The 13,792-nt window shown below is 46.9% G+C and carries 10 protein-coding genes and 4 pseudogenes; 7 read left to right on the top strand and 7 right to left on the bottom strand.

Annotation, left to right across the window (positions count from 1 at the left end):
- Position 1 precedes the first annotated feature (1 nt).
- Both HFV01_RS15445 and HFV01_RS15440 read right to left on the bottom strand, forming a co-directional pair.
- Positions 2 to 1,015: an aldo/keto reductase gene (locus HFV01_RS15445; protein WP_006669060.1), complete on the bottom strand. Its 1,014-nt coding sequence runs from the start codon at positions 1,013 to 1,015 to the stop codon at positions 2 to 4.
- Between the two features lie 557 nt (positions 1,016 to 1,572).
- Entirely contained in the window at positions 1,573 to 1,794 is a 222-nt protein-coding gene (locus HFV01_RS15440; protein ID WP_193520192.1) for a hypothetical protein, read from the bottom strand.
- A gap of 577 nt (positions 1,795 to 2,371) precedes the next feature.
- Between HFV01_RS15440 and HFV01_RS15435 the strand changes: the two are divergent.
- Positions 2,372 to 2,765 (top strand): annotated as a pseudogene (locus HFV01_RS15435) (zinc ribbon domain-containing protein); the annotation flags it as partial.
- A 259-nt stretch (positions 2,766 to 3,024) separates the two neighbouring features.
- Here the strand turns inward: HFV01_RS15435 and trpA are convergent.
- From trpA to ndhL, 3 genes are read right to left on the bottom strand one after another with little or no spacing between them, the layout of a single operon-like run.
- Positions 3,025 to 3,846, bottom strand: coding sequence for a tryptophan synthase subunit alpha (gene trpA / locus HFV01_RS15430; protein ID WP_006626077.1), 822 nt, complete (start codon positions 3,844 to 3,846; stop codon positions 3,025 to 3,027).
- 30 nt (positions 3,847 to 3,876) lie between these two features.
- Complete coding sequence (locus tag HFV01_RS15425) at positions 3,877 to 4,230, bottom strand: DUF3007 family protein (RefSeq protein ID WP_006626076.1); 354 nt, start codon at positions 4,228 to 4,230, stop codon at positions 3,877 to 3,879.
- Entirely contained in the window at positions 4,230 to 4,445 is a 216-nt protein-coding gene (gene ndhL / locus HFV01_RS15420) for an NAD(P)H-quinone oxidoreductase subunit L (RefSeq protein ID WP_006626075.1), read from the bottom strand. The genes HFV01_RS15425 and ndhL overlap by 1 nt, the downstream gene beginning before the upstream one ends.
- A gap of 1,097 nt (positions 4,446 to 5,542) precedes the next feature.
- Between ndhL and HFV01_RS15415 the strand changes: the two genes are divergently transcribed.
- Together HFV01_RS15415 and HFV01_RS15410 are read left to right on the top strand one after the other, a co-directional pair.
- Positions 5,543 to 5,722: a hypothetical protein gene (locus HFV01_RS15415; RefSeq protein WP_006625930.1), complete on the top strand. Its 180-nt coding sequence runs from the start codon at positions 5,543 to 5,545 to the stop codon at positions 5,720 to 5,722.
- A gap of 336 nt (positions 5,723 to 6,058) precedes the next feature.
- Positions 6,059 to 6,259, top strand: a complete 201-nt coding sequence (locus HFV01_RS15410) for a hypothetical protein (RefSeq protein WP_082113529.1) — start codon at positions 6,059 to 6,061, stop codon at positions 6,257 to 6,259.
- Between the two features lie 211 nt (positions 6,260 to 6,470).
- Here HFV01_RS15410 and HFV01_RS15405 read toward each other — a convergent pair whose 3' ends face one another.
- A complete protein-coding gene (locus HFV01_RS15405; RefSeq protein ID WP_318286290.1) occupies positions 6,471 to 7,484 on the bottom strand; it encodes an RNA-guided endonuclease InsQ/TnpB family protein in 1,014 nt (337 codons plus the stop codon).
- A 538-nt stretch (positions 7,485 to 8,022) separates the two neighbouring features.
- Here HFV01_RS15405 and HFV01_RS15400 point away from each other — a divergent pair.
- The 4 genes and pseudogenes from HFV01_RS15400 to HFV01_RS15385 all read left to right on the top strand — a co-directional run.
- Positions 8,023 to 8,244 (top strand): hypothetical protein, encoded by a 222-nt coding sequence (locus tag HFV01_RS15400; protein WP_193520191.1) that lies wholly within the window; start codon positions 8,023 to 8,025, stop codon positions 8,242 to 8,244.
- 1,705 nt (positions 8,245 to 9,949) lie between these two features.
- Positions 9,950 to 10,837 (top strand): annotated as a pseudogene (locus tag HFV01_RS15395) (IS4-like element ISAtsp3 family transposase); the annotation flags it as partial.
- Between the two features lie 64 nt (positions 10,838 to 10,901).
- Positions 10,902 to 11,778, top strand: a pseudogene (locus tag HFV01_RS15390) (IS630 family transposase).
- Between the two features lie 121 nt (positions 11,779 to 11,899).
- A pseudogene (locus HFV01_RS15385) lies at positions 11,900 to 12,600 on the top strand (IS630-like element ISAtsp4 family transposase); the annotation flags it as partial.
- A gap of 1 nt (position 12,601) precedes the next feature.
- Here HFV01_RS15385 and HFV01_RS15380 read toward each other — a convergent pair.
- Complete coding sequence (locus tag HFV01_RS15380; RefSeq protein ID WP_006669055.1) at positions 12,602 to 13,672, bottom strand: IS4-like element ISAtsp3 family transposase; 1,071 nt, start codon at positions 13,670 to 13,672, stop codon at positions 12,602 to 12,604.
- Positions 13,673 to 13,792 lie beyond the last annotated feature (120 nt).

Raw genomic sequence — 13,792 nt, 5'->3', positions numbered from 1 at the left:
TTTAACGGTACTCATCCCCGCAGTCGCCAATAATTTCAAATAGGTTTTTTCCTCGATTGGTGACTTGATGAATTTGCTGCCGATCGCTTTCATCTAGGCTAAAATCAAAAACTCTAGCATTCTCATCAATATGTTGAGAAATGCTTAATCGCGCTCCCACCATGGCTCCCGCTACCGTAGGCTGTTCGAGGATGTAGCGAACCGCCACATTAGCAATACTGACCCCATGGCGATCGCCAATGGATTTTAACACAGTCAGCAACTCTTGAAATAACTTCCAGCCTCCCCAAGCATCAATCATATTTTTATATTTTTTGAGGCTAACAGTTTTTAACATCATAGCCATAGGTTCAGGCTTCCCTAAATACTGTTCCGATAAGAACCCACCACAGAGAACCCCATAGGGAACTAACTTAATATCATGGGTTTGACAGAACTCTACCATAGCCACCAAAGGACGGCGATCGACTAGGGAAAACTGCACCTGATTAGAGACTATTTTAATCCCATTTTCCACAATGACCCGCAAATGTTCAGTATCAAAGTTAGTCAAAGCCAAATGTTTAATTTTCCCCTCGGATTGTAGAATAGTCATCTGTCGCAATGCTTCCAAATAGTTATCATCGCGATAATCCCACCAGTGAAATTGAAGCAAATCCAGACAATCCACATTCATTCTCTTGAGAGAAATATCAATATTTTTCTCAACAATATTGCGAGTCATTTTTTGAGGTCTAGGAACCCATTTAGTAAACGCCTGAATAGTTGATAAGGCTTCCTGACCGCGAGAATTAGCCATTTGTCGCCTAAATTCCCCGATGAAATCTTCCGCCGGTCCATAATGATCCGCCAGATCCCAAGTAGTGTAACCTGCATCATGGTATTGAAACATGGTTTCGATCGCCACCTTGGGGTCAATGCGTCCATGATACCCAGAAACCTGCCACATTCCATTTAAGATACGACAGATATTGAGGTCTTCGGTAAATTGGAATCGAGAAGATGATGTTAACATGGCCAATGAAAGTTCCTTTAAAGGTTTGCTATCCCCCGAATGGGTGAGTTTTATGGAAAAAGTGGGTAATTGCAACAGACCCCTTGCGGTTTCACAATCGAACTGCCATGATGATAACAGAAAGGCACATTACGAGGGTTTCAAAAGGCGAGAAAGTAAGTGTTTATGGGAACACTGCACTTCTGGCCTTTTTTCTTTTTGGGTAATTTTTGGGTAATTCATGGCGATCGCGAAAAAGTGGGTAATTGCAACAGACCCCTTGCGGTTTTACCATGCAACTCCTCTGATAATAACAGAAAGGCACATTACGAGGGTTTCAAAGGGTTGGGAGCATGATTTAATCTCAAATTAGGTTAACATTTTACGGCAATACAGTATAATACCAAGTATGGGTGCGAGACGTTTAGGAGTGAAATAGGGATGCAATGCCCGAAATAGCCTCCTAGTGGGACTTCCACCCCTTTGTGGAATATAAGGGATTCACATCCCTGACCATCCCATAACTGTTTATATGTCCCGACGCTTGGAGAAATCTGAGCAAGGCAGGGGACTCAAGGTCATAAACAAACTGAGAAATCAGGGAGTAGAGAGTAAAGGCGATAGCCACCCCCAGTTTCAGGATACACAACCTTGGGATTGAAGCGGGGAACGGAAGGCGTGAAGTAGAACCTACTACCAAATGCGACCACTGCCAACCATCCATGACTAGGGAAACCGAATGTCTGGCTTGAACCATCGTCATTATTGAGTAGCGTAATAGGTTGCCACGCTGCGCTCAAAAGAGCAAGGGGAAAAGTAGGGTTTTCCATACAACACCTACACAGACCTTTTTAAGTACCCCGGTGGAAAGGACAAGTCTAAAGATGGAATGCCCATATAAACGGAACGTTTAAACCCCTTTTTTTTTTAGGCTCTCGGCAGGTACATCTTGTTGAGTAGTGAAAGTGTAATCGTATGCCTTTAAGGGGAAGGGATGTGACTGAAAGCCAATGCCTAATTGTAATGGTTAGGATATGCCCACTAGTCACGGTGTAGATATAGTTACTGCAATCAACAGGAGTTTAACGGCGAAAGCGAGTTTAAACACTACGATGTTGTATTTAGCTCCAAAAGTTGAAGTACAAAAGCAGGGGTTGGTAACCCTGTTCCCGTTGCCAAGGGGTATCTACATCAGGAGCCGTGTGATGCGAAAGTATCAAGCACGGTTTTGAATAGGAGTGGGGGAAGGCGACTTCCCTCTCGACCCCTACCTGCGAGACCTTCGGGTATGAAATAGAGCTGAAATGGGCGTGGGGACTACCCGGTGAGGACTTCAACCCCTTGGTTGATTGGGTCGCATCCCTGACCATCCCATAACACAGCCGGATTTTTGGGCCCACCTTCGAGACTTCCAATATGGTTGCCAAGGTGAAGCGTCTAATCAGGTCTAAGACTGCCCGCGCCATGCTGACATGGGCGCATTATCGATTCAAACTAACCCTGAGACATCAAGCGCGGAAATAACTGAACAGTTGTAGATGTGACCGAAGAATACACCAGCAAAACCTGTACTCACTGTGGTCATGTCCATTCCCAGCTAGGTGGCTCAAAAGTGTTCCGATGTCCGGAGTGCGGGTTCACTCTACCACGGGACTGGAACGGTGCTTTTGGAATCTTTCTAAAAGCTTTGCGGGATACCGCCTCTGTTACCTTAACGGGTAATAGTGCTATCGTCGCATTGTCCGGGAACAACCGGAAAAATGCCGCGTAAATGTATCAGATAAGTGTTTATGGGAACACTGCACTTCCGACCTTTTTCTTTGGCGGTAATTTAGAGCGAACGAGAAAAAGTGGGTAATTGCAACAGACCCCTTGCCGTTTGACAAGAAACCTGCCATGATCATAAGAGAAAGGCACATTACGAGGGTTTCAAAAGGCCGGAAGCTGAGTGTTTATGGGAGCACTACAACTTCTAGCCTTTTTCTTTTGGCGACATGGTGATGCTCTACTATTGGGGAGGTTTCTATGGATTAATCCTCATCAATAGCGGTTCTCAAACTCTGACAAAAAGTGGCGATCGCCTCTAACCCATGTTCTGGGGAAGCCGCCGCCAGTCGATTCACAAAAGCACTTCCCACAATCACAGCATCAGCCCCCCAGGAGCGAACTTGTTTGGCGTGTTCGAGTTGAGAAATACCAAACCCCACACCAATAGGCTTATCGGTGAGAGAGCGCATTTGTTTAAGTAAATCCTCAACCCGGGTCTGAACCTGCGATCGCATTCCGGTAACTCCGGTAACACTGACCAGGTAAATAAAACCCTGGGACTGACGAGCGATCGCCTCAATGCGATCGGGGGAACTGGTAGGAGCCACCAACAACACCAATTCAATCCCCTGTTCCTTAGCTGGATATAGGAGAATCTCAGCCTCTTCTAGGGGTAAATCTGGAACCACTAACCCCTTGACCCCAGCATCCTTAATCTGTGCGAGAAACTCAGGAATCCCCCGATACAGAATGGGATTGTAATAAGTAAATAAGATAATCGGAGCCTTGATAGTAGGGCTAACAGTTTTCAGCATCTCCAAAACCCCATCTAGTCGAGTTCCCCGATTTAAGGAACGGGTAGCAGCAGCTTGGATAACTGGACCATCAGCCAAGGGGTCAGAGTAGGGAACCCCTAACTCGATCAGGTCTGCTCCATTTTTATCTAAAACCTGGAGGGCTTTAGCGGTAGTATCTAAATCGGGATCTCCGGCTGTGATAAATGGAATCAGCGCACATTGGCGGCGATCGCCATTAGCTGGACTCTCAGAGCGCAACTTTTGGAAACATTCAGAAACTGAGATCATTTCAAACTCGAATATGTGGGGATAGTCCGGTTAGCTTTTTGATTGCTCATCTACAGACCCAGACTCCCGATGGACAGATTTTTGCTGTTTTTCTTGCTCAACTTCAGCCTGAAGTTGTTGGAGTTGTTCCGGTGTCATTTCCGCTATGCGCTTCTCAATCACCGCTTCCTCGTAATCTTTGAGCTGTTGATTATAGGTCATGGTCTGGGTGACGGCGCGCCATAGGTAGGTGAGTAGCCACAGGACTAACCCTCCCACCAAGATCGCCTGACTCCAAATTCCCGCCTTGCTACTATCAAAGCCTGATAACTGAAAAACCCAGTACAACAGACCTCCGGCTACAAAAATGCCAATCCCAATCCCAATTACATCAATTCGTCGCATTAGCTTTCAATTTGTCGGGGTTGGGGACGAAAATTTAGGAATGGTGACAGCAAAATCAGCCCTGGAAATAAAAAGAAAACCAGAAAGTACATCAGTAACCGCTCTACGGAACCAGCTACATACCAGCGACTTTTCAGGTAAAAGTACAAAGCCCCAGGAGCCACCACCAGGTAGGTTCCACCAAGAATAACATACAGTAACAGTGTAATCAGCATAGTTGGGTGATCCGACAATCCAACGACAGTCTTTATAATTAAACCGCGAAAAGTGACCAGTGACCAGTTTTGCTACGTCACCAATGACCAGCGATCGGGTCATAAATATTTGTAGGCGCGGGTTTACGCCGGGTATATGATATTACAGATAGGCTGCTGCTGCTCTATAAAACTTAAACAAAACCGGACATAGCCGGATATTGATGTTTATTTCTGGCTTCGTCCGGGACTGTCGGCAGCACCCCGTCCACAAGTGTAATCGTCGGAAAGAAAGCGATTTGGTATGGTCGAAAGAGAGGTCGCCCCCTCCAACTCCAATTCCAAACCGTGCATGCGAGTTTCCCAGCACACGGCTCCTGATGTGAACACCCTATTATCAGTAGGAACAGGGTTACTACCCCCTGCTTTATGACCTCAACTTTGGGAGCTATATACACCACGTAGTCTTTAAACTCGCTCACGTCATAAGCACTCTTACTTGTCGCAGTCTCTATATCCACACCGTGACTAGTGGGCATATCCCAACCATTACAGTTAGGCATTGGCTTTCAGTCACATCCTTTCCCCTTATGGGGTTAGGGGTCGAGAGTGAAGTCACCTTCACCCTCTCCCATTCAGAACCGTGCTTGATAGTTTCCCATCACACGGCTCCTGGTGTGGATACCCTATTTGTCAAAGGAGCAGAATCAAGAGACCTGCTTTCTACTTCGATGTTCAGAGCTATATGCACCACGTAGTCTTTAAACTCGTCCTCGCCATTATACTCTTACTGACCGCAGTATCTATATCCCCACCGTGACCTGTGGGCATATCCCAACCATGACAATTGGGCTTTAGCTTCTGGTCACATCCTTCACCCTCTAAGCATGCGCTTACATTTTTCACTACTGCCTTGTGAATAGCATTACTCACTTGTTTATAGGCAGAGCATTAGAGGGGTTACAACGTTCCGATTATATGGGCATTCCATCGTTAGATTTGTCCTCTCCGCCGGGGTACTTTTAAAGGTCTGTGTAGGTAGTCGCACGAACCCCCTACTTTTCCCCTTGCCCTTTTGAGCGCAGCGTGTCAACCTATTTCGCTGCTAGTGTATTACGATGGTTCAAGTCGGACATTCGGTCTTGCTAATCATAGATGGTTGGCAGTGGTCGCGTCTTGGTAGTAGGTTCTACCTCACGCCTTCCGTTCCCCGCTTCAATCCTGGAGTTATGATTTCCAAAACTGGGGGTGGCTATCGCCGTTACTCTCTACTCCCTGATTTCTCAGTTCGTTTATGACCTTGAGTTCCCTGCCTTGCTTAGTTCCCTAAGCGTCGGGACATATAACCAGTTATGAGGATGGTCAGGAGAGGTCTCCTTATATCCAGATTCGGAGCTGGAATCCTCACCGGGTAGTTATTTCGGGCATTTCAGCCCTATTTCATACCCGAACGTCTCGCACCATGCGCTTACACTTTTCACTACTCTACGAGATGTACTCGCAGAGAGCCCAATAGGGGTTTAAACGTTCCGTATATATGGGCATTCCATCTTTAGATTTGTCCTATCCACCGGGGTACATTTAAAGGTCTGTGTAGGTAGTATAGCAAGACTCCTACTTTTCCCCTTACTCTTTTGAGCGCAGCGTGTCAACCTATTTCGCTACTTTATAATGACGATGGTTCAGGCCAGACATTCGGTTTCCCTAATCATGGATGGTTGGCAGTGGTCGCCTATAGTAGTAGGTTCTACATCACGCCTTCCGTTCCCCGCTTCAATCCCAGATTTGTGATTTCTGAAACTGGGGGTGGCTACCGCCTTTACTCTTTCCCATAATCGCCCCAAGTGAGTTATAATACTCCTCCTAGGTAATACTTGGACGGTATATTGCGATTTCTTAAAATGGGATTGACCTTGAGTTCCCTGCCTTGCTTAGAATCACAACTTCCTAAGCGTTGGGACATATATACAGTTAAGGGGTAAACTGGTCGAGTCAGTCTATCTCCCTCTAGGAGGTTATTTCAGGCATTGCAGCCTTATTTCACTCCTAAACGTCTCGCACTTCTAAATTTATACTGGCGTTCAAATCTCTATCAATCTTCAGCCCACAGTTCTGACATTCAAAAGTCCGACGGACTAGGGGCATTTTTTGACGATGGCCACAGTTAGAACAAAGTTGACTGGATGGATAAAATCTATCCGCAATCATTAACTTTGAACCATAACGTTCTGCCTTGTCACCTAGTTGCCGACGGAACTCATAAAATGAAGCATCAGCGATAGAACCCGCCAAACAATGATTTTTCAACATTCCAGACACATTCAAATCTTCAATGACTACTTGGCTGTGGTTTTTAGCCAAAAAAGTAGTGATTTTATGAATCGTGTCCCGCCGAATGTTTGCTACTCTTTGATGTAGCTTTTGAACTTTTAAGAGACATTTGGCCCAATTTTTCGAGCCTTTGACTTTGCGACTTAAATGACGTTGTAATCGAGCTAGTTTTTTGGTCGCTGCTTTATAAGCCTTGGGATTAGAGAATTTTGTCCCATCGGAGCAAGTCGCCAAATTGTTAATTCCTAGGTCTACCCCGATTCTCTCTCGATATTTCGGTGTAATTTCTGGCGTGATTTCTACGAAAAAGCTAATATACCAGTCACCTGCTTGGCGCGTTATAGTGACTTTCTTAACCCAACTTTCGGGTTGTGCCTCAAATGTAGAAACCCAGCCCACAAAAGGCAGCTTATGGCGAGTTCCTGACAGATTGAATGGCCTTCCGGAATTGTCAAGCGTAAAACTATCATGGTGGCCTTTCTTCTTAAATTTAGGATAACTGCTTATTCCCTTGAAGAAGCGCTTAAAGGCATCCCCTAGATTAATGAAGGCATATTGATCAACTTTAGAAGACAATTCAGACATCCAAGGATATTGAGGTTTCACATAATGAGTAAAAACCTTTTTAATGGAGTTGATATTAGGCTTGAGTCCCTCTTCATAAGCTGACCTCCATAAGTGTAATCCCCAATTAAACACGAACCGAGCATAACCCGCGTGTTTGGCCATCAAGGTGGCTTGACGGTCATTGAGTTTTAGTTTGGTCCGGAAAGCTTTGATTGGTTATGGTCGAAAGGGAAGTCACCTTCCCCAACTCCACTTCCAAACCGTACTTGAGACTTTCACCTCATACGGCTCCTAATGTAGATACCCTTTTTGTCACTAGGAACAGGGTTACGAACCCCCGCTTTATGATTCCAACTTTGGGAGCTTGGCATACAACTCGTAGTCTTTAAACTCGCTCTCGTCATATTACTCCTACTTGTCGCAGTCTCCATATCTACACCGTGACTAGTGGGCATATCCTAATCATTACAATTAGGCATTGGCTTTCAGTCACATCCTTTCCCCTCAATGGTATACGCTTACACTTTTCACTACTCCTTGTGAGTAATATTGCTCACTTTTTTGATAAGGAGAACCAATGAGGAGTTTAAACGTTCCGTTTATATGGGCATTCCATCTTTAGACTTGTCCTCTCCACCGGGGTACTTAAAAAGGTCTGTGTAGGTGTTTTATGCAAAACCCTACTTTTCCCCTTGCTCTTTTGAGCGCAGCGTGGCAACCTATTACGCTGCTAAATCATTACGATGGTTCAAGCCAGACATTCGGTTTCCCTAGTCATGGATGGTTGGCAGTGGTCGCATTTGGTAGTAGGTTCTACCTCACGCCTTCCGTTCCCCGCTTCAATCCCAGAATCGTGTATCCTGAAATTGGGGGTGGCTATCGCCTTTACTCTCTACTCCCTGATTTCTCAGTTTGTTTATGACCTTGAGTCCCCTGCCTTGCTCAGATTTCTCCAAGCGTCGGGACATATAAACAGTTATGGGATGGTCAGGATACGAGTCCCTTATATTCCACCAAGGGGTGGAAGTCCCACTAGGAGGCTATTTCGGGCATTGCATCCCTATTTCACTCCTAAACGTCTCGCACGCATTATTTGATTTTACCATGAATCCGACTTGATGAGTATGTCGTCAGGGAAATTTGGTATGGTCTGGGGTTTGACCGTATATTCATTATTGAGTTGCGAATCTTTTGGGGTATTGTACCTTATTGTCCTAAGATATCAAGCAAATCTTGGATTAAATTCTTGCTCTATGAGGCTCTCCCACCACTTGCGATCGCTCCGATTTTTCCCTACCGTTCAAAAAATTTGGGAAAATAGTTGCCAAAATTCCAGAAAGATGCTCAAATATAGATTGTGCTTTTAAATAAGCGACCTGGGGGCGTGGCGGAATGGTAGACGCTACGGACTTAGAAAACTGAGCCTTGGGGTGAGAAATCCCTCAAGTGACGGCTCTCAAACTCAGGGAAACCTAAATCTGTTCGCAGACAAGGCAATCCTGAGCCAAGCCTTTGAAGGGGTGAAGGAAATACCTAATTTCTGGAACTTCTTGATCGGAAGGTGCAGAGACTCGACGGGAGCTACCCTAACGTTAAGCCGAGGGTAAAGGGAGAGTCCAATTCTCAAGGCAATTAGGCGGGGATCAACCTACCTGATGCTGTAGCGAAAGCTGCGAGAGGATGAAAATCCGTTGACCTTCACCGGTCGTGTGGGTTCAAGTCCCACCGCCCCCACTATCATCAAACCCTTATCCGCACTGCGATAGCCGGGAAACACTTAACCCGATCGCCGTACCTAATTACTCAGATATTACTCACAATCTAGTCCTAGCACAGGACAATTATTCCGTCAATAGGATGATTACTCAGTCAACAAGCACAACTTAGTCAATCTGTCAAATATCCATACCTCCCCCCAACCAAACACGCGATAGGTTAACTCCCTTGTGATACCCGTCAAGGGTATCCCTATCGGTTCGTGCCTCACCCTTGACTGCTATCACGTCGGTCGTTTCCCCAAAGAGTGTTTGTTCCGGTTGGGGGGAGGATATGTTTCAAAATCAACCACGACAACAGCAGAAGATAATTCCCCAAGCTATCAATGTACAAAGATAAACCTATCAATGTACAAAGATATCAGACCGCCTTTCCGTGGACTAGACCTATAGGTAAACCTATGAGCGATCGCCTATCCGGTTATCTATGGGTCTGATTCATAATCCTCGGTGAGGGGAAACTATGGGCTATCATCTACCGACTCCAACCCGATACCCCTAAACAACTTTTCAACTGGTGACAATTACCGAGATGGGAATCGATACCCACATAATCCTCAGCAAGTCTCCAATCTTTGATGGTAATCATCCCGTGCGGAAACCGATACCAACATAATCAGTTCACCCCCAAAACCTTAGCCGTAAGTTGTAGGTAAAGCTATCTGTTAGGGGTAAAGTAGTTCTGGGCTCAGTACAGGACAAAAAAGCTGAAAGTCTTAGCCAAAAGGGAATCTAGCCGAAAATTCTGAAGGGGGCGCTCCGGGCTGAGGTGAAAGTCGAGGGGTGGGGGGGTAGCGCCAAGTTGGGGTGAGAGGGTTAGATCGGAATTACCACAAACCAAACTTCCCTCTCATGAACGAGCTTAACCGATTACGAGACACTTTGCGCCCTCACTTGCCCTGGCACGGGGCGAGATTAAACTTTGTCTGCCTGTTCCTGATGGCGCTATTCCAAACAAAGACGGTTAATCTGATGGAAATAGCGACTGTATTCGCAAATCCTGTGCAAATTTCCTCAAATTACCAGCGATTACAACGTTTTTTTCGGCAATTCAAATTTGACCGGGCAGAGATTGCCCGTTTCGTCGTTAGCCTCATTGACATTCCCCAACCTTGGACTCTTAGTCTCGACCGCACCTGTTGGTCTTTCGGTCAAACCCATTTCAACATCTTGATGTTGGCAGTCGTCCACGAGGGGATTGCCTTTCCCCTGCTGTGGACGATGCTTGACAAAAAGGGCAATAGCAACAGTGGCGAACGCATGGACTTATTCGACCGCTTCGAGGCACTATTTCCTGACGTGGAGGTGGCTTGTCTGACCGCTGACCGGGAATTTGTGGGGCGAGATTGGCTCTCGTATCTTCTCATCGACCCCCAGGTTCCTTTCCGCCTACGCATCCGCCACAGCGAGCTGATTAGTCCTAAGTTAGGAGGAACTCGGCGTAGCGGCGAACGAATGTTTGATTCTCTGCGACCCGGAGAATTTCGCCAGCTTTCGGGTCGCCGTTGGGTTTGGGGACGGCAGGTTTACGTCATTGGCTCTCGTCTGGCTGATTCGGGGGAGTTGTTGATTCTCATCACTAACGCTTGCCCCGAAACGGCCCTCCCCGACTATGCTCGGCGTTGGGGTATTGAAAACCTCTTCGGAGCCTTGAAGACTCGGGGCTTTTGTCTCGAATCGACTCACTTTAAGGACCCTGAGCGCTTGAGCCGTTTATTGGCTTTGCTTAGCCTGGCTTTTATAGCACAAGACAGAACACTTAGGACGTATAATGGAGAGGACGAGATGACTAAGAAGACCAAAAATGCCAGCCCCCTATAGTTACGACCTCAGACAAAAAGTTATTGATGCCATTGAACTAGACGGTATGCCCAAAACAGAAGCCAGTCAAGTTTTCCATGTCAGCAGGAACACCATTAATCTCTGGCTGCAAAGAAAAGCACAGACCGGAGACTTCCTCCCTAAACCTCATCACCGACCTGGCAATAACCACAAAATTACCGACTGGCAGAAATTCAAGGCTTTTGCCCAAGAGCATGGCCACAAAACCTCCGCTCAAATGGCTGAACTTTGGGATGACGACATCTCTCCTCGCACCATATCCAGAGCCTTGAAGAAAATTGGCTTCACCAGAAAAAAAAACTTACGGCTACCAAGAACGTTGGAAGCAACAGCGAGAGGAGTTTATGGCTCAGATTGAATAGATGGAGCCGGAAGAAGTGGTCTACCTCGATGAAGCCGCCATGAATAGTCAGGACTCGGATTACCCTTATGGTTACTGCGAGGAAGGAAAACGCTTCCATGCACTCAAATCAGGGAAGAGGCAGGGCAGGGTAAGCTATATAGCCGCATGGTGTCATCAACAACTCTTAGCTCCCTTTAGCTTTGAGGGTTGTTGTAATCGGACAGTGTTTGAGTTGTGGTTGGAGTTCATCTTAATTCCAACATTGAAGCCAGGTCAGACTCTAGTATTGGACAATGCAACGTTTCATAAAGGGGGGCGGATTGCTGAACTGGTGGAGGCAGCTCAATGCCGTTTACTCTATCTACCACCTTATTCGCCAGACCTCAACAAGATAGAGAAATGTTGGTCGTGGCTGAAAGCCCGTATTCGCCACTGCATTGAGCAGTTTGATTCTCTCCATGATGCCATGGATTCCGTTCTCAAAGCTGCGTCCTAACCACCTTGACTAATGCTATAGCTTACCTCGGTCGAAGCGAAAAAACTCCTAATAATTTTCCCCATCATATCAAGTTCGCTTAATCGGTTATAATATCAGTGACCAATGCCAAACTTGCGTTATGCCCAGACGAATTAGTATAGCTCCCCACTTAAGTACCGAAGAACTTGGCCGGGCTGATCACCAAGCCCAAGAGGGCTTGGAAAGTCGCCAATATCAAATTATTTGGTTGTTGGCTAAGGGGAAGACCACGGAGGAAGTCCAAGAAATTACGGGCTACAGTCGCATCTGGATTTATGAATTGGTAAAGAGATACAACCAATTGGGATTAAAAGGGCTGGGTGCGCGCCGAAAAGGAAATCCCGGACATCCACCGTTAATTGATGATGTGACTCAAGCTCAGTTATGGCAAGCCCTGCAAGGAACAGCGCCGGATGGGGGACTGTGGAACGGTCGCCAGGTGGCAGACTGGTTGACAGGAGTAACTGGACGAAAAATTAGCCGACAAAGGGGATGGGAGATTCTGCGACAAATGACATTTCGGCTTCGTGTACCGAGACCGGCTCACATCGAAAGTGACGAAGACGAGCAGCAAGCCTGGAAAAAAAACTGGTAACGGAGTTAGAGGGACTTCGCCGGAGATACCCTGATGCACAGGTGCAATTGTGGAGCGAAGATGAACACCGTCTGGGACTCAAACCGGTGATGCGACGTATTTATGTAGCGGAAGATTGTCAACCACTCGCCCATATTAATTGGAAATTCGAGTGGTTATGGCTATATGGTTTTGTGAGACCGGAAACGGGAGAGACTTATTGGTGGACTAAGTACAGGACAAAAGTTGTAGAGCCTGGTGAAACCGCCCTGAAAACAAAGGCAGATTAGAGAAAGTGCGGCGTAGAAAATCCAAGCCAGTGCGGAAAAGACTCTGGGAGCGTCGTCCGTGAGCCTTCAAAGGAATGGGTGAACCTTGGTGAATCCACAAACCCACCTTCATAGCCCAAGTAAAAGCCAGGCTAAGCAAAGCCAATAAACGGCTCAAGCGCTCAGGGTCCTTAAAGTGAGTCGATTCGAGACAGAAGCCCCGAGTCTTCAAGGCTCCGAAGAGGTTTTCAATACCCCAACGCCGAGCATAGTCGGGGAGGGCCGTTTCGGGGCAAGCGTTAGTGATGAGAATCAACAACTCCCCCGAATCAGCCAGACGAGAGCCAATGACGTAAACCTGCCGTCCCCAAACCCAACGGCGACCCGAAAGCTGGCGAAATTCTCCGGGTCGCAGAGAATCAAACATTCGTTCGCCGCTACGCCGAGTTCCTCCTAACTTAGGACTAATCAGCTCGCTGTGGCGGATGCGTAGGCGGAAAGGAACCTGGGGGTCGATGAGAAGATACGAGAGCCAATCTCGCCCCACAAATTCCCGGTCAGCGGTCAGACAAGCCACCTCCACGTCAGGAAATAGTGCCTCGAAGCGGTCGAATAAGTCCATGCGTTCGCCACTGTTGCTATTGCCCTTTTTGTCAAGCATCGTCCACAGCAGGGGAAAGGCAATCCCCTCGTGGACGACTGCCAACATCAAGATGTTGAAATGGGTTTGACCGAAAGACCAACAGGTGCGGTCGAGACTAAGAGTCCAAGGTTGGGGAATGTCAATGAGGCTAACGACGAAACGGGCAATCTCTGCCCGGTCAAATTTGAATTGCCGAAAAAAACGTTGTAATCGCTGGTAATTTGAGGAAATTTGCACAGGATTTGCGAATACAGTCGCTATTTCCATCAGATTAACCGTCTTTGTTTGGAATAGCGCCATCAGGAACAGGCAGACAAAGTTTAATCTCGCCCCGTGCCAGGGCAAGTGAGGGCGCAAAGTGTCTCGTAATCGGTTAAGCTCGTTCATGAGAGGGAAGTTTGGTTTGTGGTAATTCCGATCTAACCCTCTCACCCCAACTTGGCGCTACCCCCCCACCCCTCGACTTTCACCTCAGCCCGGAGCGCCCCCTTCAGAATTTTCGGCTAG

The organism is Limnospira fusiformis SAG 85.79 (genome assembly GCF_012516315.1).
GTDB lineage: Bacteria > Cyanobacteriota > Cyanobacteriia > Cyanobacteriales > Microcoleaceae > Limnospira > Limnospira fusiformis.
Note: the sequence above shows the minus strand (reverse complement) of the source record. Positions and strands in the feature narration are given on the sequence as shown.

What these genes read in the sequence shown, in the direction of transcription:
- HFV01_RS15425 (WP_006626076.1), bottom strand. Translation starts at nt 4,230, where the DNA reads ATGCGACGAATTGATGTAATTGGGATTGGGATTGGCATTTTTGTAGCC.
- trpA (WP_006626077.1), bottom strand. Translation starts at nt 3,846, where the DNA reads ATGATCTCAGTTTCTGAATGTTTCCAAAAGTTGCGCTCTGAGAGTCCA.
- HFV01_RS15445 (WP_006669060.1), bottom strand. Translation starts at nt 1,015, where the DNA reads ATGTTAACATCATCTTCTCGATTCCAATTTACCGAAGACCTCAATATC.
- HFV01_RS15415 (WP_006625930.1), top strand. Translation starts at nt 5,543, where the DNA reads ATGGTTCAAGTCGGACATTCGGTCTTGCTAATCATAGATGGTTGGCAG.
- ndhL (WP_006626075.1), bottom strand. Translation starts at nt 4,445, where the DNA reads ATGCTGATTACACTGTTACTGTATGTTATTCTTGGTGGAACCTACCTG.
- HFV01_RS15380 (WP_006669055.1), bottom strand. Translation starts at nt 13,672, where the DNA reads ATGAACGAGCTTAACCGATTACGAGACACTTTGCGCCCTCACTTGCCC.
- HFV01_RS15405 (WP_318286290.1), bottom strand. Translation starts at nt 7,484, where the DNA reads ATGGCCAAACACGCGGGTTATGCTCGGTTCGTGTTTAATTGGGGATTA.